This is a genomic window from Gordonia polyisoprenivorans (genome assembly GCF_017654315.1).
Taxonomy (GTDB): Bacteria; Actinomycetota; Actinomycetes; order Mycobacteriales; family Mycobacteriaceae; genus Gordonia; species Gordonia polyisoprenivorans_A.
Map to the genome: position 1 here is coordinate 2,005,760 of NZ_CP072203.1, position 18,297 is coordinate 2,024,056.

Annotated in this window: 16 protein-coding genes; 12 read left to right on the forward strand and 4 right to left on the reverse strand. The window is 67.0% G+C overall.

Annotated features, from left to right (window positions below):
* Window positions 1-60 precede the first annotated feature (60 nt).
* From J6U32_RS08950 to J6U32_RS08960, 3 genes are all read left to right on the forward strand, one after another.
* A complete protein-coding gene (locus tag J6U32_RS08950; RefSeq protein WP_208794808.1) occupies window positions 61-2,409 on the forward strand; it encodes a glycosyltransferase family 39 protein in 2,349 nt (782 codons plus the stop codon).
* A gap of 249 nt (window positions 2,410-2,658) precedes the next feature.
* On the forward strand, window positions 2,659-4,119 hold the full coding sequence (locus tag J6U32_RS08955; RefSeq protein ID WP_244332727.1) for a sigma 54-interacting transcriptional regulator: 1,461 nt from the start codon (window positions 2,659-2,661) through the stop codon (window positions 4,117-4,119).
* 78 nt (window positions 4,120-4,197) lie between these two features.
* Window positions 4,198-6,183 carry a vWA domain-containing protein gene (locus J6U32_RS08960; RefSeq protein ID WP_208794810.1) on the forward strand — a complete coding sequence of 662 codons (1,986 nt, stop codon included), beginning with the start codon at window positions 4,198-4,200 and terminating at the stop codon, window positions 6,181-6,183.
* On the opposite strand, the gene J6U32_RS08965 is transcribed toward J6U32_RS08960, so the two are convergent.
* Window positions 6,157-6,723 (reverse strand): hypothetical protein, encoded by a 567-nt coding sequence (locus tag J6U32_RS08965; RefSeq protein ID WP_244332730.1) that lies wholly within the window; start codon window positions 6,721-6,723, stop codon window positions 6,157-6,159. The genes J6U32_RS08960 and J6U32_RS08965 overlap by 27 nt on opposite strands.
* A gap of 104 nt (window positions 6,724-6,827) precedes the next feature.
* On the opposite strand from J6U32_RS08965, the gene J6U32_RS08970 reads away from it, so the two are divergent.
* Window positions 6,828-7,490, forward strand: coding sequence for a DUF1707 SHOCT-like domain-containing protein (locus J6U32_RS08970; RefSeq protein ID WP_208794814.1), 663 nt, complete (start codon window positions 6,828-6,830; stop codon window positions 7,488-7,490).
* Window positions 7,491-7,503: 13 nt separating this feature from the next.
* On the opposite strand, the gene J6U32_RS08975 is transcribed toward J6U32_RS08970, so the two are convergent.
* Window positions 7,504-8,139 carry a TetR/AcrR family transcriptional regulator gene (locus J6U32_RS08975; RefSeq protein WP_208794816.1) on the reverse strand — a complete coding sequence of 212 codons (636 nt, stop codon included), beginning with the start codon at window positions 8,137-8,139 and terminating at the stop codon, window positions 7,504-7,506.
* A gap of 85 nt (window positions 8,140-8,224) precedes the next feature.
* Between J6U32_RS08975 and J6U32_RS08980 the strand changes: the two genes are divergently transcribed.
* Window positions 8,225-9,724, forward strand: a complete 1,500-nt coding sequence (locus J6U32_RS08980) for an MFS transporter (RefSeq protein ID WP_244332732.1) — start codon at window positions 8,225-8,227, stop codon at window positions 9,722-9,724.
* A 38-nt stretch (window positions 9,725-9,762) separates the two neighbouring features.
* Here J6U32_RS08980 and J6U32_RS08985 read toward each other — a convergent pair whose 3' ends face one another.
* Window positions 9,763-10,695 (reverse strand): AEC family transporter, encoded by a 933-nt coding sequence (locus J6U32_RS08985; protein WP_208794819.1) that lies wholly within the window; start codon window positions 10,693-10,695, stop codon window positions 9,763-9,765.
* Between the two features lie 136 nt (window positions 10,696-10,831).
* On the opposite strand from J6U32_RS08985, the gene J6U32_RS08990 reads away from it, so the two are divergent.
* From J6U32_RS08990 to J6U32_RS09005, 4 genes are all read left to right on the forward strand, one after another.
* Window positions 10,832-11,500 (forward strand): DUF4190 domain-containing protein, encoded by a 669-nt coding sequence (locus J6U32_RS08990; RefSeq protein WP_208794821.1) that lies wholly within the window; start codon window positions 10,832-10,834, stop codon window positions 11,498-11,500.
* 168 nt (window positions 11,501-11,668) lie between these two features.
* Window positions 11,669-11,842: a 50S ribosomal protein L32 gene (rpmF, locus tag J6U32_RS08995; RefSeq protein ID WP_014359175.1), complete on the forward strand. Its 174-nt coding sequence runs from the start codon at window positions 11,669-11,671 to the stop codon at window positions 11,840-11,842.
* 101 nt (window positions 11,843-11,943) lie between these two features.
* The gene (locus tag J6U32_RS09000) at window positions 11,944-12,624 is read left to right on the forward strand and encodes a trimeric intracellular cation channel family protein (RefSeq protein ID WP_208794823.1); all 681 of its coding nucleotides are present in this window, start codon (window positions 11,944-11,946) and stop codon (window positions 12,622-12,624) included.
* 432 nt (window positions 12,625-13,056) lie between these two features.
* Window positions 13,057-14,151 carry an IS110 family transposase gene (locus J6U32_RS09005; RefSeq protein WP_208793320.1) on the forward strand — a complete coding sequence of 365 codons (1,095 nt, stop codon included), beginning with the start codon at window positions 13,057-13,059 and terminating at the stop codon, window positions 14,149-14,151.
* 212 nt (window positions 14,152-14,363) lie between these two features.
* Here the strand turns inward: J6U32_RS09005 and J6U32_RS09010 are convergent, their stop codons facing one another.
* Complete coding sequence (locus tag J6U32_RS09010; protein WP_208794824.1) at window positions 14,364-15,134, reverse strand: SDR family oxidoreductase; 771 nt, start codon at window positions 15,132-15,134, stop codon at window positions 14,364-14,366.
* 171 nt (window positions 15,135-15,305) lie between these two features.
* Here J6U32_RS09010 and J6U32_RS09015 point away from each other — a divergent pair, with 171 nt between their 5' ends.
* From J6U32_RS09015 to J6U32_RS09025, 3 genes are read left to right on the forward strand one after another with little or no spacing between them, the layout of a single operon-like run.
* Window positions 15,306-16,256, forward strand: coding sequence for an AurF N-oxygenase family protein (locus tag J6U32_RS09015; protein ID WP_208794826.1), 951 nt, complete (start codon window positions 15,306-15,308; stop codon window positions 16,254-16,256).
* A complete protein-coding gene (locus tag J6U32_RS09020; protein ID WP_208794828.1) occupies window positions 16,256-17,875 on the forward strand; it encodes an FAD-dependent oxidoreductase in 1,620 nt (539 codons plus the stop codon). The genes J6U32_RS09015 and J6U32_RS09020 overlap by 1 nt, the downstream gene beginning before the upstream one ends.
* Complete coding sequence (locus J6U32_RS09025) at window positions 17,872-18,225, forward strand: DUF2834 domain-containing protein (RefSeq protein WP_208794830.1); 354 nt, start codon at window positions 17,872-17,874, stop codon at window positions 18,223-18,225. The genes J6U32_RS09020 and J6U32_RS09025 overlap by 4 nt, the downstream gene beginning before the upstream one ends.
* Window positions 18,226-18,297: the final 72 nt, after the last annotated feature.

An 18,297-nucleotide genomic window follows, 5' to 3' on the forward strand; every position in this document is an offset into this window, starting at 1 on the left:
GAATACGACATTCTCTCAACTCCCGCAAAGGAACTAGGTGCCTCACAGCAAGCTGACAGCTTGCCCACACCGGAAAGCCAGTGCATCCGGCGCACGATCATCATCGTGACCGCAACCCAACCCGGTGTCGCTCCGTTCGACACCACTGCGAATGATGCTCCGAGCAGCCGCCATCGAGGATCCGATCTGTCGGTTTCCGCGGATTCGACGCTGCCTCCGGCCACCGCGCGCGACCGGCTGTGGCTGGCAGCACTCCTCATCGCCACGGCCGTCCTCTACCTGTGGAACATCACGACCAATCAGTACGGCAACACCTTCTATGCCGGAGCGGCGTGGGCCGGGTCGCGCAACTGGGAGGCGCTGCTGTTCGGTTCGGTGGACCCGTCCAACTTCATCACCGTCGACAAGCCGCCGGTGTCGCAGTGGGTGATGGGCTTGTCCGGCCAGATCTTCGGGTTCTCCTTGGCGAGCATGCTGATCCCCGAAGCCCTCATGGGAGTGGCCGCCGTCGCGTTGATGTATGCGATGGTCACCCGCGTCGCCGGCCGGTCGGCCGGATTGATCGCGGGCCTCGCGCTCGCGATCACCCCGGTTGCGGCGATGATGTTCCGGTTCAACAACCCCGACGCCGCGATGGTGCTGCTGATGACCGCAGCGGCCTACTGCACCTTGCGCGCGACCGCGCGAGGGTCGGCGCGGTGGCTCGCTTTGGCCGGTGTCGCACTGGGATTCGCGTTTCTGGCCAAGATGCTCGAAGGTCTGATGGTGCTGCCCGCGCTCGGCGCGGTCTACCTCATCGCGGCCCCGCCGACGTTCTGGCGGCGTATGTGGCATCTGGTGATTGCCGCTGTGGCACTGGTGCTCTCGGCGGGTTGGTATGTGGTGCTGACGCTGCTGTGGCCGGCCTCGTCGCGGCCCTATCTGGCCGGCTCCACCGACAACAACTTCATGAACCTCGTCATCGGCTACAACGGGCTCGAACGTGTCGAGGGCCGAAGCGGTGGCGGTGGTGCCCACGGCAACCCGGCCAATGCGATCGCGGACTTCGCGCGTGAGAACCCGCAATTGGCAGAGCGTTTCGGTGGTGGTGGCGGCGGCCGTGGCGGATTCGGCGGCGGAATGTTCGGTGCCCAGCCGGGGATCACGAGGTTGTTCAGCGGCGAATTCGGTGCCGAGATCTCGTTTCTGTTGCCGACCGCGCTCATTGCGCTGATCGTCGTCCTGGCGTTGCGTGGGCGTCGTCCCCGCACCGACCTCGTGCGGGCGGCAACCCTGCTGTTCGGTCTGTGGTTGCTCGTCGACGGACTGGTGCTGTCGTACATGAGCGGTATCGCGCACCCGTATTACTCGCTGGCGATCGCTCCGCCGATCGCCGGTCTCATCGGTCTTGGTGTCCACCAAACCTGGACTGCGCGTGATGCTTCGGTGAGCTGGCAGCGCTACACCGCGCGCTTCGGTCTGGCCGCGATGATCGCCGCGGGAGCCATCTGGTCGTTTGTGCTCCTCGATCACGAGCCGAACTGGCAGCCCTGGCTGCGGTGGGTGGTACTGGTCGCGGGCATCGTCGCCGCCGTGCTCGTCGCATTGCCGTCGACCTTCGGACGTCGGATCGCGCTGGCGGTGGGGGTGCTCGGCGTGATCGGCATCTTCGCGGCGCCGGCGGCATATGCGATCACCGGCGACACCATCTCCCACACCGGCGGCAGCCCGTCGGTGCTGCCCGAACGCAGCACCGCGGGCGGGCACGGCGGATTCGGCGGCACGACACACTCCGGCCGCGGCGGTACCGGGTCCTCGGGCACCGGGACGACGGGTAACCGTGCAGGCGGATTCGGTGGGTTCGGCGGATTCGGCGGTGGCTCCACGACCTTGCCCACCCAACTCCAGACCATGCTGCAGAGCAGCCATGCACGCTGGGCGGCGGCGGTGTCGCGGACCAGTTCCGCGGCCGGGGTCGAACTCGCCGCACACGTGCCGGTGATGGGTGTCGGCGGATTCTCCAACGACCCGGCGCCGAGCCTCGCGCAATTCCAGAAGTACGTCGCCGCCAAGGACATCGGCTACTACCTCGCCCCGGAGACCTCGTCGCAGAACGGCAGCGCCAATGCGGAGCTGATGAGCGCCATCACCAAAGCCTTCGGCAGCACCGGTTTCGGCGGCGGACGGTCCTCGGTGACCACGCAGATCCAGCAGTGGGTGGAGGCCAACTTCCACGGCACCACGATCGGCGACTACACGGTCTACAACCTCACCGTGGCGCCGTCACCGCAGCCGGCGTCGACGACGACAACGGCGAGCACGACCACCGGGTCGGCCACCTCCGGGTCGGCGACTCCCGGCTCGACCGCCCCGAGCGCCGGTTTCGGCGGCCACCGCACCGGCCGGCACCACACCGCCACCACCGGGTAGCCGGACCTCGCCGACAGCGCTCTTCCCACCGCCGACAGCGCTCTTCCGACCGCCGACAGCGCTCTTCCCACCGCCGACAGCGCTCTTCCCACCGCCCACAGCGCTCTTCCCACCGCCCACAGCGCTCGCCGAAGCGCTGTCGGCGAGGTGGCGGGCGCTGTCGGCGGGCTGGCGGGCGCTGTCGGCGAAAGCAGGGGCGCTGTCGGCGAACCGGGCGCGACCGCGGCTCTCCGGCGTACCGTGGGGGAGGTGGCAGAAGACTTCACATCCGGGGATTTCACGACCGACGCCCCGACCGGCGGTTCAACGACCACCGAAACCCGTCATCCCTCTCCTCGCACCCTTGGTGAACTGCGCGCAAGCGGTCATGTGCAGCGCAGCATCCGCGACGAGATCCGCAACAACCTGCTGACCGCGCTGCGCGAGGGCCGCGATGCGTGGCCGGGCATCGTGGGGTTCGAGGCGACGGTCATCCCGCAGCTCGAACGTGCGCTGCTCGCCGGGCACGACGTCGTCATGCTCGGCGAACGCGGTCAGGGCAAGACCCGCATCCTGCGGACTCTCGTCGGCCTGCTCGACGAGTGGACGCCGGTGATCGCCGGCTCCGAACTCGGTGAACATCCCTACGAGCCGATCACCCCGGCATCGATCCGCAAGGCCGCCAACCTCCTCGACGACCTGCCCATCGAATGGCGTCACCGCAACGAGCGCTACAGCGAGAAACTCGCCACCCCGGACACCTCGGTGGCCGACCTCGTCGGCGACATCGACCCGATGAAGGTCGCCGAGGGCCGCAGCCTCGGTGACCCGGAGACCATCCACTTCGGGCTCATCCCGCGCGCACACCGCGGCATCGTCGCCATCAACGAGCTCCCCGACCTGGCCGAACGCATCCAGGTCTCGATGCTCAACGTGATGGAGGAACGCGACATCCAGGTCCGCGGCTACACGCTGCGGCTGCCGTTGGACGTGCTCGTCATGGCCAGCGCCAACCCCGAGGACTACACCAACCGCGGGCGGATCATCACTCCGCTCAAGGACCGCTTCGGCGCCGAGATCCGTACGCACTACCCGATCGAACTCGACGACGAGGTCGCCGTCATCGAGCAGGAGGCCGACCTCACCGCCACGGTGCCGACCTTCATCACCGAGATCCTCGCGCGGTTCACCCGCTATGCCCGCGACCACCCGTCGATCGACCAGCGTTCGGGTGTCTCGGCGCGGTTCTCGATCGCCGGCGCCGAGACCGTTGCCGCGGCGGCGCTGCATCGCGCGGCCGTCACCGGCGAAGAGGTGCCGGTGGCCCGCGTCGTCGACCTGGAATCGGTGATCGAGGTGCTGCGCGGCAAGATCGAGTTCGAGTCCGGCGAAGAGGGGCGTGAACTCGAGATCCTCGAGCACCTGATGCGCAAGTCCGTCGCCGACACGGTGCGCGCCCATCTCGGCGGCATCGACATGGCGCCGCTGGTGTCGGCGTTGGAGGCCGGTGAGCTCGTGGTCACCGGTGACCGGGTGCCCGCCGCGGACTTCCTCGGCTCCCTGCCGTCGCCGGAGACCACCGCACCGGTGATCGACGAGATCGCCGAACGACTCGAGGCCGGCTCAGATGGGGAGCGGGCCAGCGCCGTCGAACTCGCCCTGGAGGGGCTGTTCCTCGCGCGACGCATCGGCAAAGAGGCCGACGAGTCGGGGCAGACGATCTACGGCTGATCAACCGCCGATCCACGCATTCCTGCGATTTACGGCCGGGCACCGTCCCGGCGGATTCGACCAACTCCGGAGAAACCCATGGTGCAGAAGAACTTTCACCGATCTCGGTATCAGCGCTACACCGGTGGGCCGGATCCGTTGGCGCCGCCGGTGGATCTGCGGGAGGCGCTGAGCGAGATCGGCGACGACGTGATGGCCGGCGTCAGCCCGCAGCGGGCGCTGCAGGAGTTCCTGCGACGCGGGTCGCAGGACATGCGGGGTCTGGACAAACTGCGTGAACAGGTGAACCGGCGGCGTCAGGAGTTGCTCAAGAAGCGCAACCTCGACGGCACCTTCACCGAGATCCGTGAACTCCTCGACCGGGCGGTGCTCAACGAGCGCAAACAACTCGCCCGCGACCTCGACGACGAGGCACGGTTCGCCGAGATGCAGATCGGCAGTCTCCCGGCCTCCACGGCGCAGGCCGTCGAGGAACTTTCCGATTACCGGTGGCGCAGCCCCGAGGCGCAGCAGGACTACGACAAGATCAAGGACCTCCTCGGCCGCGAACTGCTCGATCAGCGTTTCGCCGGGATGAAGGAGGCGCTCGAGGGCGCCACCGACGCCGACCGGCAGCGGGTGTCGGAGATGCTCTCCGACCTCAACGACCTCCTCAACGCCCACAACCGCGGTGAGGACACGTCGCAGGCGTTCGACGAGTTCATGGACAAACACGGCGAGTACTTTCCCGAGAACCCGCGCAACACCGAGGAACTCATCGATTCGCTGGCGCAGCGGGCTGCCGCGGCCCAGCAGTTCTACAACTCGCTGACGCCTGAGCAGCGGGCCGAACTCGATCAGCTCGCGCAGCAGGCATTCGGGTCGCCGGATCTGATGAGTCAACTCGCACAAATGGATTCGGCGCTGCGGCAGGCGCGGCCGGGGCTCGACTGGGACAACGCCCAGGAGTTCTCCGGTGATCAGCAGATGGGCCTGGGGGAGGGGGCCGCGGCACTGCGCGACATCTCCGAACTCGAGGCGCTCTCCGAACAACTGTCCCAGCAGTACGCCGGCGCGCAGATGGACGACATCGACATCGACGCACTGGAACGGCAACTCGGTGAGCAGGCCGGCGTCGACGCCCGCACCCTGCAGGAACTGGAGAAGGCGCTTCGCGAGGAGGGCTTCTTCGACCGCACCGCCGACGGCCGACTCCGCCTGAGCCCCAAGGCGATGCGTCAACTCGGGCAGGCGATCTTCCGGGACATCGCCGACCAGATGGGCGCGCGTGGCGACCGCCAGACCCGCAACAGTGGTCTGCTCGGCGAGCCGACCGGCTCGACCCGCGAATGGGCCTACGGCGACACCGACCCCTGGGATGTGTCACGCACCGTCGCCAACGCCGTGTTGCGCACTGCCGCAGAAGGACATCCGACCAGCGACCTGCATCCGGGTGTGCGGATCGACGTGCGCGACGTGGAGGTCGCCGAGACCGAGGCGCGCACACAGGCCGCGGTGGTGCTGCTCGTCGACACCTCGTTCTCCATGGAGATGGAGGGCCGCTGGACTCCGATGAAGCGCACGGCGATTGCGCTCAATCATCTGATCTCGACCCGTTTCCGCAGCGACGAACTGCATCTCATCGCGTTCGGCCGTTACGCCCGGTCGATCGACATCGCCGAACTGACCGGGTTGCAGCCGCGGATGGAGCAGGGCACCAACCTGCATCACGCGCTGTTGCTGGCCGGTCGGCATCTGCGTCGGTTCCCCAATGCGCAACCGGTGGTGCTCGTCGTCACCGACGGTGAGCCGACCGCGCACCTCGATCCCAGTGGTGAGCCGTTCTTCTTCTATCCGCCGCACCCGCAGACCATCGCATTGACCGTCCGCGAGCTCGATCACGTTGCCCGTCTCGGCGCGCAGGTCACGTTCTTCCGGCTCGGCGAGGATCCCGGGTTGGCGCATTTCATGGATCAGATCGCCCGTCGCATCGGAGGCCGGGTCATCGCCCCCGACGTCGACGGTCTTGGCGCGGCGGTCGTCGGCGACTATCTGCGCTCACGCCGGGGGCCACGGCGGGGCTGACGGCGCAGTGGGTGATGCGCCCGGGGGTATACGCCGCCGGCCGATCAGCCACAGGACGAGACCGGTGATCGCGACGGCCAGACCGAAGACGCCGCCGAACACCGCGAGCAGGATGCCGCCGATGCCGGAGAACAGCCCGCCCACCGACACCGGTGGGGCACCGACGACGTAGGAGTCGCCGCAATCGAGCGCGTACACACCGCCGCTGGTGATCGAGTACTGGGCGAAGGACCGCACGGTGGTGTTCCGGTAGGTGAACGAGTACGTCGAAGTCGACTGTCGTCGTTGGGCTCCCGGGCCGTTGACGGCGCACGACGGGAAGGCGTCCTCGGCCGCGTCGGATTGTGTTCCCGGCGCGTAGAGCACCAGGGTGTCGCCGGCGTCGAGGTTGTGTGTCGCCGACCCTCGGATCTCGAAGGCCCGCGCCGAGGTGTCGGAAACCTTCGACAGCCCGATCACCGCGATCGGAATGCCCGCGCCCAGGCTGACGACCACCGCGATCATGCCGAGCCACATCAAGACCTTGCCCACTCGCCGCATGGCCCGATCGTGCCAGACCGCGGGCACTCCGGTGGCGATCTCAGGGTCGGATCTCAGGGTGTTCACCAATGTCGGGGCCGGCTCGACCGGCCTAGTCTGAACCGGTGAGCACTGCAGAGGACCCGACCTACGACGACGACCGTCGATCGCGGATGCGCGCCGCCGACGCCGATCGTGAACTGGTGCACGAGATCTTGTCGGCGGCGATGGAGCAGGGGAGCCTGACCCCCGCCGAGTACGAGGAGCGGGCGGGAAAAGCGTTGATGGCCAAGACCTTCGGTGAGCTCGACGCTCTCACCGACGATCTGCCGGTCACCCAGCTCGGGGTGGCGCTACCGGAGCCCGACGCGCCGTATCCCTCGACGGTGACGACCGGAAGCGGCCGCGAACCGATCCGCAGCCGTCTGGCGATCATGTCGGGCACCGAGCTCAAGGGGCAGGCGGCCGTCGCCGATCAGCTCTCGGCCACCGCAATCATGGGCGGCGTGGAGATCGACCTGCGGGAGGTCGAGTTCACCGCACCGCATCTGACGGTCGAGTGCGTCGCCATCATGGGCGGCATCGACATCACCGTGCCGCCGGATGTGGCCGTGGAGGTCGGCGGCGGCGCCATCATGGGCGGATTCAGCAACAAGGCATCGGGGCCGGGTGCGCCGGGTGCACCCACGATTCACGTCACCGGCTTCGCACTGATGGGTGGGGTGGATGTGAAACGCAAAGAGCGCGGCGAGAAGCCGCGGAAGCCCTGGCAGTGCGGCGGGCACTGAGGCGAACGCTGCGTCAGCCCACCCGCCCGTAGATCATCCGGCCGATCGTCTGGGTGAGTGCGTCGAGGGCGTGCGCATCACGCGCGTCGTCGGGGTCGCCCTGTGCGAGTTCGGCGAGCCGCCCGTCACGCACGATGGCGACCAGGGTGGCGAGTTCGGCGGCGGCCGGCCCGTCCGGGGCGAGGTCGGCGGCGCGGTCGCGCTCGATCTTGGCGGCGAGCCTGGCCACGAAGCGTTCCCTCGCGCGGCCGAGGAATTCTTGTAGCGGCGGATAGTCGGACTGCCCCGATTGTGCCGCGCACGCGAGGATCGGACCGTTGTCGCGCCAGATCGCGGCGACCGCCGCCAGCTGGGCGCGCAGGCCGTCGAGGTCGGGGCCGTCGGAGTCGAACCACTCATGGGTGCTGGTGAATTCGTTCCAGGTCTGTTCCATCAGTGTGGCCAGGACGGCCTGCTTGGACGGGAAATAGAAGTAGAAGCTCGTGCGGGAGATCCCGGCCGCCGAGGCGATCTCATCGATGGTGACCTGGCCGATCGGCCGGTGCGACAGCAGCCGCCGGGTGGCGTCGAGGATCTGCTCCTCGCGTCGGTCGCCCTTGGTCGGGGCGCCGCGCCGACGCCCCGCAGGCGCGGTCTTGGCGGAACTCATGGGTTCATCGTAGGGAACGGAACATAATCGACGTCACGTCGATCAGAATCGACACCATGTCGATTTTTGTTCTATGGTGGTCGGCATGTCTTCTTCGACCACTCGGCGTCCGGTGTCCCCGGCGCTCGTGATCGTCGCCGCTGCGGCGTCGGTCCTGTTGCTCTCGATGATCCAGACCCTCGCGGTGCCCGCACTGCCGCAGATCGGCGAGCAACTCGACGTCTCGCTGACCACGGTGGGCTGGGTGACCACCGCGACGATGCTCGCCGCGTCGGCGTTCACCCCGCTGTTGGGTCGCCTCGGTGATGTCTACGGTCACAAGCGCGTGATCCTGGCCGCGCTGGCGTTGACTCTGGCCGGCAGTCTCGTTGCCGCGCTGGCCGATTCGATCGACGTGCTCATCGTCGGACGAGTCCTGCAGGGTGCGAGCTTCGGCTTGTTCCCGCTGGCGATCAGCGTGCTGCGCGAAGAACTCCCGCGTGAGCGACTCACCGCCGCCATGGCGATCACCGCCTCGGCGCTCGGCGTGGGCAGCGGGCTGGCCCTCGTGGCGACCGGGCTGCTCACCCGCAACGACGCCGACTATCGCCGGATCTTCTGGCTGTGTGTGGCGATGACCGTCGTGGTGATCGGTCTGATGCTCGCCGCCGTCCCGAACCGGGCCGGATCGGGTGGACGCGTCGACTATGCGGGCGCTCTGGTGTTGGCGATCGGACTGGTGTGTCTGCTGTTGCCGACCTCGCAGGGCCACGACTGGGGGTGGGGATCGGCCCGGGTGATCGGATTCTACGTCGCCGCCGTCGTCGTCCTCGTCGGATTCTGGGTCCTGCAATCGCGCCGGGCGACGCCGCTGGTCTCGGTGGATCTGCTCAAGCACCGCGCAGTGCTCGCGACCAACACCGCATCACTGTGCGTCGGGTTCGCGATGTTCAGCGTGTTCCTCGGCGCCACCTACTTCGTGCAGACCCCGGAACTGTTGGCGGGCTACGGGTTCGGTGCCTCGGTCCTGCGGACCAGCGTGGTGTTCATGCTGCCCGCGGCGATCGTGTCGATCCTCGTCGGACCCATTGCCGGACTGCTCGTCGCCCGCAGCGGGCCGCGCGTGGTGCTGCTCGGCGCGGGGATCGTCGGGGTCGTCGGCATGGTGATGCTCACCGTGCTGCATGACAACACCGGGGAGATGATCGGCGGACTGATCGTCGCGAATGTGGCTGTGGCAGCAGCATATGCGGCCATGCCGGCGCTGCTCGTCGCCAACGTGGAGCCACAGGAGACCGGGATCGCCAACTCCATCAACTCAATCATGCGGACCGTCGGCGGCGCGGTCGGCAGTGCCGTCATCATCACCGTGCTCGCCGCCGAGGTGGCGGTGCACTCGGTGCACGGAGTACCGGTGGCGTTGCCCACCGAGAATGCCTACCGGGTGGCGTTTCTGCTGGGCGCCGGGGCGTTCGCGCTCGCCGCGGCGTTGGCGGCCTTCGCCATTCCGCGCGGCGGACACCCGATGAGCGCCCATCAGCGCGAGGAGGAGATCGCCGTCGGCGCCGCCGGAGAGTTCTCGACGGCATCGGTGTCACTCGACTGATTGGTGTCACTCGACTGATTGGGGCGAAACCCCGGTGATCAGGCCAGGAGCCACGCGATGATCGCGATCGCCGGGATCGACGCGAGTGTGGTGATCAACGCGGTGTCGCGGGCGAGTACCTGACCGCGCCGGTATCGGGTGGCGTAGACCAAGACGTTCTGCGCGGTCGGCAGGGCGCCGATCACGGTCTGCGCGAACAGTTTGTGGCCCTGCTCGCCGAAACCCCAGCGGGCGATCACGTAGACGAGGACCGGCATCGCGATGGTCTTCAACACGGTCGCGAGCACGATGTCGCGACGTGGGCTCTGCCCCTTCTTGAACACCGTCACCCCGGTCAGCGACAGGCCGAAGGCGAGAAGGGCGCCCGGCACCGAGGCGTTGCCCAGCATCTTCAACGGCTCCAGGATGGCCTGTGGTGGCGTCCATCCGATCGCGGAGATGGCCACCCCGAGCACGCCGCCGATGACGATCGGGTTGGTCAGCGGCAACACGACCGCATCACGGAACGGGTGACCGGTTCCGCGTTCCAGCGCGGTGAGATCCAGTGCGGTCAACGCGATTGGCGAGTAGATGAGGATCTGGAAGAGCAGCAGCGGCGCGATGAACGACGCGTCGTCGAGCACGAAGATCGCAATCGGCACACCGAGATTGACGCTGTTGACATACGACGACGACAGTGCGCCGATGACCAGATCGGGAGTCGGTCTGCGCAACAACACCTTTGCGACGACGAAGTACAGCAGCCCGATGATCAGAGCACTGCCGCCGGCGATGACCAGGGTCGAGGAGAACACGACCGACAGGTCGGTGGTCACCAGCGAATAGAACAGCAGGGCCGGGGTGGCGACGAAGAAGACCAGCCGGGAGAGCACCTCGTGGGCATGTTCACCGAGCAGCCCGGTCCGGCCCAGGAGGAATCCGACGCCGACCATGATGAAGATCGCGGTGAAACCGGAGACGACACCTGACACCCGGACGAGTGTATTGCCGCGCAACCGGCGCCGATCGAACGGATGAGTCGACGGCTTCGGTGTGCGGTGGTGACCGACCGGTTCGCTATTCTGATCGGCATCACGCCTCCAGGCGGCCGATCAGGAAGGTCGAAGCATGTCCACACCGCAGGATGACCGCGGGCACTCACCGGACTCCGGCGCATCGCCGGACGACGAGACGACGATCCATCACCCCAAGATCGACTTCAGCAAGCCGGCGACACCGTCCGACGACGCGTCGCAATGGCAGGCGACCCAGCTGAACCCCACGCCCCCGACACCACCACCGGGCGCTGGAGTGCCGCCGACGCCGCCGGCGTCGTCGCCCCCGCCCGCCTACGGCGCTCCGTCGTATCCGGGGTCCGGGGCGCCCGGCTACGGACAGCCGGGTCAGGCTGCACCGGGCTACGGGCAGCCCGCCTACGGGCAATCGGGCTACGGGCAACCCGGTTACGGGCAGCAGCCGGGGTATGGACAACCGGGATACGGACAACCGGGATACGGGCAGCCCTACGTCGGTGTGCCGGCCAAGCGCACGAACCCGATGGCCATCGCGGCGCTCGTCGTCTCGCTCGTCGGGTGCGGGTGCCTGAGCTGGCTCGGGATCGTGTTCGGGGTCATCGCGCGTAACCAGATCAGGGACTCGCAAGGCACCGAGGAAGGCGAAGGTTTGGCACTCGCCGGGATCATCATCGGTGCGGTGGCGCTGGTGCTTTTCCTCATCTACGTCGTCATCGAGATCCTGGTGGGTGGTTTCGCGGCGGTGTCGTCGAGTTCGTCGTGACGGCCGCTGGTCGGGGGTGACGGCGCGTTTTGGATCCACGACCACCCGCCGGGTAGTCTGGTGGGGTTGCGTGTCGCGCCTAACTGCCGCGGACGCGCTGACCAGGAGCGATCATCCCCCGTACTCGGTGCGGGTGAATGGCGAGACCACGTAGAGAAGGGCACGATCATGGCTGTACCGAAGCGCCGGATGTCGCGGGCGAACACCCGCAGCCGTCGTTCGCAGTGGAAGGCGGACAACCCCGCACTGCAAGAGGTCAAGGTGAACGGCGTCGCGCAGCGTATCCCGCGTCGCCTCGTCAAGGCCGCGCAGGCCGGCATCATCGATCTCGATCGCCGCTGAGCGAACGTTTGACCGGATAGCCGGTCCACAACGTACCGACCGCCCCGGGAGTTTCTCGGGGCGGTCGTCGTTGTGAGGGGCGGTTGCCGCGAGGAGGGCCCGTGCTGCTGCAGATTCTCACCATTGCCGGTATCGCCGTGTTCGCCGCGTCGGGTGCGGTGCTTGGTGTGCGCAAGGACTTCGATCTGTGGGGCATCCTCACCGTCGCGATCCTCACCGGTGTCGGTGGCGGCATCCTGCGTGACCTGCTCCTCGGAGTCACCCCTCCCACGTCACTGCAGACCTGGCCGCCGGTCGCGACAGCGGCCATCGCCGGTGTCGTCGTGTTCTTCTTCCATCCGGCCTTCACCGAGTTGCGTCGCACGATCCTGGTGCTCGATGCCTTCGGTATGGGACTGTTCGCCACCACCGGTGCGAGTGTTGCCGTCGGGCTGCACGCGAGCGCGTTGGCTTCGGTGCTCGTCGGGATGCTGACCGCCATCGGCGGCGGCGTGATCCGCGATGTCCTGGTCAACGAGGTGCCGCTGCTGTTGCAGCCGGCCGATCTCTACGCGGTGCCCGCGCTCGTCGGTGCCGGTGTGTACGTCGCCGGGCACGCAATGTTCCCCTCGGCGCACGGGGTGTTGCTGGTGGTCGGGGCCGCGATGGCGACGACCCTGCGCCTGTGCGGACTCGCGTTCCGGTGGCGCCTGCCCGTCGCCCCGCGTCGGACAACCGTGTGGCCGACCCTGCGGTTACCGCGGCGTCGGGCCGGGAAGCGGCCGGGCGACGTCGATTCGTAGGCGGGCGCTCCGGCTCGCTGCCCTCGCGACCATCGGGGGTGAATATAGTTTCCACCGAATCGGGCTGAAGACAGCGTTTTTGCGGGTCGGTGGTCCGCTGCGGTGGAAGTTATATTCGTAGGTGGGCGCCTGTTCCGGTGGTCGAGGTGCCGAGGAGCGCCAGCGACGAGCCTCGAGACGGTGAGAATATGGGTAGGGCTTGACCGGGTGTTCTGACTTACCTCGAGACTGACCTCGAATTGGGTGTCTTCAAGTGGACCTGTCGGCATTCGGTGAAGCCCGGAATTGACACCTGGATTCGTGATGACTGGGCCGGGTGAGGTTATGACTTCATAGGAACCTGTCGGCTGCGGTTGGTCCGACTCTTCACCGTCCTGTCTGCCTCACCCGGCGTAGTCATCCTCCACCGAAGTGAAGGAGACAGGAACCGCAATGTCGAGCATGACTGTAGAGGGGGTGTCGACGCAACCGGTGTATGCCGGGGTCGATACCCACAAAGACACCCACCACGCCGGGATCGTTGACGATGATGGCCGGCAGATCAGTGACGCGCAGTTCGGTACTGATCGGGCCGGGAACGAGGCGATGCTGGAGTGGTTGGCCCAGTGGTGGGTGCATCGGGTCGCGGTGGAACAGACCGGTAGTTACGGGTTGGGGTTGACCACGGTGCTGCGCGAGCATGGTTACACCGTCAAAGAACTCAACCGCCCGGATCCGACGGTGCGGGCCACGGTCGGCAAGTCCGATCCGGTTGATGCCTACACCGCGGCGCAGGCGGCGCGGACCGGGCGCGCCGATATCACTCCGAAGGATCACTCCGGGATCGTTGAGTCGATCCGAATGCTGTCCACGGCAAGGGCTTCGGCGGTCAAAGCGCGTAGTGTCGCGTTGAATCAGATCCGGGATCTGGTGATCACCGCACCGGTGTTACGGGAGAAGCTGGCGGGGTTGACGACCCGGAAAATGGTGGCGGTCATCTGGTCGTGGCGACCCAATCGTGGCGAGTTGGGTGACCCGGTACAGGGTGCGAAACTCGCGTTACGGGGAATCGCCGGACGGGTCCGTGACCTCGATACCGAGATCAAGGCCTACGACACCCAACTCAACACGCTGACCCGCCGGGCCGCGCCGCGGTTGCGGGCCCGCCCGCAGGTCGGTCCGATGATCGCCGCGCAGTTGTTGGTGACCGTCGGGCAATGCCCGGACCGTATCGGTAGTGATGCGCAGTTCGCGCGGCTGGCCGGGATCGCGCCGATCCCCGCGTCCTCGGGGAAGACCAGCCGGATGCGGCTGCACCGCGGTGGGGACCGCCACGCCAACTCCGCGGTCCACCTCGTGGTCATCGGCCGGTTACGTAAACACGAGAAAGCACTCGCCTACCGCGAAAAACGACGAGCCGAGGGAATGGCCGATAAAGACATCATCCGCGCCATGAAACGCCTCGTCGCCCGCGAACTGTTCTACGCCCTCAAAGCCGATCTCAAAGACCTCGACCACACCACAAAAAACGTCTCCCAGACCCCTTGACACGTTATAGGAACGTCCTCTTGTGTCAGGGCTGGTTTCGGGTTCCAGCGGATGTGTGCGGTGGTTTCGAGACGCTCCGGCTCGCTGCGCTCGCGCGGGGCTCCTCGACCATCGGGGAAACGGGCTCCTCGACCATCCGGGGAAAAGGTTCCTCGACCATCGGGGAAGGGGCGCCTTTGCAGTCGGGAGGAGCGGTCCTCCACCAGTGGGGCCTACTGCGCGATCAGCTTGTTGACGGTGCGGTTCAGGAAGTTCGGGATGAACTTGGCGGCGTTGTTGAGGAACAGTGTCTGGGTGCCGACGGAGTAGCTGGTGCGGTGCAGCAGGCGATCGATGCGGTTCGGGTTCACCGATTCGTAGACCTTCTCGGCAACCTCCTCGGGCGTGATGCGCACACCGAGGGTCTTGGTCGATTTGGCGTCGTTGTCGGCGAGCGCGGTCTTGGCCCAGAGCGGCCAGATGCCGACGACGCGGATGTCCTCGTGCTCCCACTCGAGTTCGAGGGCCTCGGTGAGACCGGCGACGTAGAACTTGGTGGCCGAATAGGTGGCGATGCCGGGCTGGCCGTAGATCGCCGACGCCGAGGCGATGTTGACCAGGTGCGCGCCCGGCGTCTTCTTCAGGTACGGGTAGGCGGCCTGCGCGCCGAGGGTCACACCCAGCGCGTCGATGTCGATCTGCGCGCGGATCGCCTCGGGGGTGATCTCGTCGAGGCGTCCCGCGACGAGGATGCCCGCATTGTTGTCGAGGACGTCGAGGGTGCCGCCGGTGTGGTCGGTGAATGCGGCGAGCGCGTCGGCCCACTGCTGCGGTTCACGGACGTCAAGGACCCCGGTGATGAAGTCGGGGTGATTGGCGGCCACCTTGTCGAGTGCTTCCCGGTTCACGTCGTAGACGCCGACGGTCCACCCCTCGCGCTCGAATCGCTCGGCCGTCGCCAGTCCGATGCCCGACGCACCGCCGGTGATGAAGATGGAAGACATGTGCACTCCTTGGTGTGACCTGCGTAAACGTCGTACCACTCAGAACTTACTGGTGAGTATAGTAGCGAAGCTGTTTACCAGGTCACACGGGACTGCTATCTTGACAACAAGCGTTGATATGACATCAGCCGTTGTCATAGAAGGACCCGACCGAGACGGAGGCACCGCGACATGACCGCCGCAATGGACCGCACAGCTCCTCACACCCCCGCTGATGACGACGGAGTCGTCGTCAGCATGCACGACCAGGGAACCGACGAGGTGTCGACGCGACTGCTCGCGTCGGCGGCCCGGCTGTCGCGCAATGCGATGACCGAGATCGACTGGTCTCTACCCATGGACCCGACGAAGTACGGCTGCAGCCCGGAATGGTCGTCGCTCTACGGCACGGCCTACTGGGACGAACTGACCGAGGAGCAGCGCATCTCGGTCACCCGCCACGAGTTCGCGTCGATCATGAACATCGGCATCTGGTTCGAGATGATCCTGCAGGAAATGGTCGTCCGCGATCAGTACCTCGGCGCCTACCACAGCCCCGAGTTCCAGTTCGCGCTCACCGAGATCGCCGACGAATGCCGGCACTCGATCATGTTCGCCAAGGCCAGCGAGAAGATGGTCGGCACCTCCTACAAGCCCACCAAGTGGGTCGGTCGGCTCGGCCGATTCTTCAAGGGCACCGCCAAGAACGAGGTCGCCTACGCCGGCATCCTCGTCGCCGAAGAGGTCCTCGACGTCTTCCAGCGCGGCTGCATGCGTGACGAGCGGGTCCTCCCGTTCATCCGCACCGTCAACGAGATCCACGTCCTCGAGGAATCGCGGCACATGAAGTTCGCCCGCGAAGAGGTGCGTGAGTCGATGAAGGGCATCAGCTGGGCCCGCCGCCAGTTCAGTGCGCTGTACGTGTCGGTGGCCGCCTACATGATCGTGTCGAGCCTGGTGCAGCGCAAGGCATTCGAAGATGCCGGACTCGACGCCGACCGGGCCGTCGAGGAGATGAACCACAACTCGCACTTCCAGTCGATGATCCGCAGCAGCTGCGCGCATCTGATGGAGTTCCTCGACGAGGTGGGCCTGCTGACCCGCCCGGCTATGCACTACTACCGGAAAGTGCACATGCTCTGATGTTTGTCATCACCCAATCCTGTTGCAGCGATGCAGCATGTGTGTCGGTCTGTCCGGTCAACTGCATCCACCCGACTCCTGAGGAGCGGGGCTTCGGAACCTCCGACATCCTGCACATCGACCCACAGGCCTGCATCGACTGCGGTGCCTGCGCCGATGCCTGCCCCGTGGACGCGATCTTCCCCGCCGACAAGCTCGGCACCCGCGACAAAGTCTTCGTCGAGATCAACGCCGACTACTACAAGAACAACCCGGACGTAACCTCGGGGTGGCCGACGCCGGGAGCGGAGCGAGCGGGTCGAAACATCGCCGACGTGGTGTACCCGGAGATACCGAAACTCCCTGCGGGACTGCGGGTTGCTCTCGTCGGCACCGGCCCGTCCGGTGGGTACGCCCTGCGGACCCTGCTCGACCGGACCGAGGCGCACGTGACAGTCATCGACAAGCTGCCCACCCCGGGCGGTCTTGTGCGTGCCGGGGTGGCCCCCGACCACCCGGGTACCAAGGGCGTGTTGCGCGGCTTCGATCTGCTCTACCGCGATCCCCGCGTCACCATGGCCACCAACGTCGAGGTGGGGGAAGCGCCGGGGCAGATCACCCCTGCAGAAATCGCCGACCACTTCGACGCCGTGTTCTACGCCGTGGGCGCGAGTGAGTCACGGCGCCTGGGGATTCCGGGCGAGGAGCTGGCCGGCTCGACGTCGGCGACCGAACTCGTTGCCTGGTACAACGCGGTGCCCGGCGCCGACGCCGCACCCCCGATCCGCCGCGACGACGCCGCGACCGGCCGGGCCGTCATCGTCGGCACCGGTAACGTCGCTCTCGACGTCGCCCGCATCCTCATCTCACCGCCGGAGTTGTTGGCCACCACCGACATCGCCGACCGCGCGCTGCGGATCCTCGAGGAGCAGAACGTCCACGAGGTCGTCGTGCTCGGCCGTCGAGATCAGGCGTCGGCTGCATACACGTCGGCGGAATACCGTGCGCTGTCCACGATTCCGGGCGTGGAGGTGGTCGTCCACGACGATCCCGACGCCGAATTGCCGGACTTCACCGGTCCCGCCGATGCGCAGCACCGTCGTATCGTGTTCCTCTTCCACTCCGCCCCGGAACGCATCCTCGGGCAGACGCAGGTCGAGGCCGTCGACGTCCGCACCGGATCGCACACCCATCGCATCGCCGCCGACCTCGCGGTGCGCTCCATCGGGTATCGGTCGGTGCCGATCGCGGGACTGCCCTTCGACGACGCGCGTGGCGTGTTCCCCAACAACGAGGGCCGGATGCTCGACGAGCACGGGCAGGTCATCCCGGGCGTCTACGTCCTCGGGTGGGCCAAGCGCGGCCCGAGTGGCGGCATCGGCGCCAACAAGATGTGCGCGCAACGCACCGTGGAGGACTTCATCGACGACGCCGTCGCGGGTATCCTGCCCCGATCCGGGCGTGCGGCCGAGGAGTTCGGAGCGTTGTTGCGCAAGCGAACCCGCCATGTCATCGGCTACCGGGGGATGCGTGCCATCGACCGCATCGAACGGCGTCGCGGCGAGGAGCAGGGCCGCCCGCGCGTGAAGTTCACCCGCATCCCCGACATGGTCGGCGCCGCGGGATGGCGCAAACGATGACCGCGGCAATCGAATCCGCGCGGCCGGTCTGGTATCGCCGTTCCCTGCTCGCGGTGTTCATCGCGTCGTTCTTCACTCAGAATGCGATTGCGCTGCCGTATGTGGCGCGCAACGGGGCGTCGTCAGCGAAGGACTTCTTCGTCGGGGACATCCTCAAGACCACCCCGGGCCGGTTCGCGATGGTCGATCTCGGCTACGTCGTGCTGGGCTTTCACCTCTGGGCGTTCGCCGAGGCGCGACGGCTGAGCATCCTGCGGTGGTGGATCGCCTCGGTGGTACTGACCTTCGGCGTCGGCATCGCCACCGCGATCCCGTTCTTCCTGCTGGCCCGCGACCGGGCCCTGTCCTAGCCCGCGACCTCCCGGACGGCAGGTCGAAACGTGAGCGCCTGACAACGCCCCTGTAACACGGCAGCAAGTCGT